Source organism: Halovibrio sp. HP20-59, assembly GCF_033052795.2.
Classification (GTDB): domain Bacteria; phylum Pseudomonadota; class Gammaproteobacteria; order Pseudomonadales; family Halomonadaceae; genus Vreelandella.
Genome location: NZ_JAWJUW020000052.1, coordinates 1 through 702, shown reverse-complemented (window position 1 = coordinate 702; position 702 = coordinate 1). Strand labels below are relative to the sequence as shown.

Sequence of the window (702 nt, the reverse complement as noted above, 5' to 3'; positions counted from 1 at the left end):
GGCGCCACAAGGCTACTGGAATTACCCGAAAGGCACCGAGCAAACGCCCACTCATGCGCAGGAAACCAATATGGAGCGCCAGACCAAGCTTGTGGGAATCACCTCGGCGTGCATTGATTGCGTCGCGCTCGGCACCATCGAAGTTGAAAAATGCCTTCATCTCGAAGTCGCTGATATCGCGGGGGAGCCCACGCATCCCCAAAAACGTTGTGTGCCAACCCTGCATCGTGAACCTCAAAAGTGGGAGGCCACCATACCCGTTTACAAAGCGAACAGGAAAGTCAATGAAATCAACGGTCTACCCAGACCACCCCCGCGCCAGTGCTAGCTTTGCGTACCGTCACTTATTGCACTGAAAACGAGGAGACCCCTTTCACGAGGTCACGACCTACGTGGTGCTGGTGGTGTTCTTCGTGGTGGTCGTCTTCGCGGTGGCGAATCCTGTGCTGATGTCCGTGATGGAGCGCACGCGCGAATTCGGCATCATGCTTGCCGTCGGCATGAGCCGCACGCGCGTGCTTCGGCTGGTCCTGTATGAATCGATCCTTCTGGGCATCGTTGGCCTGATCGTCGGCAACGCCGTCGGCTGGACAGTGACGGCGTATTTCGCGCGCGCGGGTATCCATCTGCACGGTTTTGAAGCCGGGCTGCGCACGCTGCCCGGGCTGTCCGACGTCGTCTCTCCGGTGGTGAGCGCCGAGC

2 protein-coding genes are annotated in these 702 nt (G+C 59.3%); one reads left to right on the top strand and one right to left on the bottom strand.

Annotated features, from left to right (window positions below):
• Window positions 1-226, bottom strand: a 226-nt coding sequence (locus tag RZA33_RS19335) for a DUF4158 domain-containing protein (RefSeq protein ID WP_317509364.1), incomplete at its 3' end; no start/stop codon positions are given.
• Between the two features lie 166 nt (window positions 227-392).
• Between RZA33_RS19335 and RZA33_RS19330 the strand changes: the two genes are divergently transcribed.
• Window positions 393-702, top strand: a 310-nt coding sequence (locus RZA33_RS19330; RefSeq protein ID WP_317509363.1) for an FtsX-like permease family protein, incomplete at its 3' end; no start/stop codon positions are given.